This window comes from Flavihumibacter fluminis (genome assembly GCF_021491375.1).
In the GTDB taxonomy this organism is placed as follows: Bacteria; Bacteroidota; Bacteroidia; order Chitinophagales; family Chitinophagaceae; genus Flavihumibacter; species Flavihumibacter fluminis.
Genome location: NZ_JAKEVY010000025.1, coordinates 1 through 291 on the forward strand (window position 1 = coordinate 1; position 291 = coordinate 291).

At 44.0% G+C, this 291-nt stretch carries 1 protein-coding gene; it reads right to left on the minus strand.

Annotation, left to right across the window (positions count from 1 at the left end; all coding sequences use genetic code 11):
- On the minus strand, window positions 1–291 hold a 291-nt coding region (locus L0U88_RS20745; protein ID WP_234868785.1), incomplete at both ends, for a hypothetical protein.

Consider the following 291-nt stretch of genomic DNA (forward strand, 5'->3'; position numbering starts at 1 on the left):
TTTGATATTTGATCTTTAAATAATATACGGACTTCCCAATATTCAATCCCCATTCCATTGCTTGTGCTGAGCATCGTGGCAATCACTAATTCTTCTTTTCCATCACTGTTCAGATCAGCACGATCAACTCGCAAGGCTGAAGCCACAGCCGGGGGATAGATGCTGGCATTCCATTGTAAAATAACCGCACCATTCTTCTCATACGTTATCCGAGCTTCATCAGAGTCTATTGAAGGCAGGCACGCACAAACTTGTGACGAATCCGCATTCTTGACGCAATATGCTGCCTCA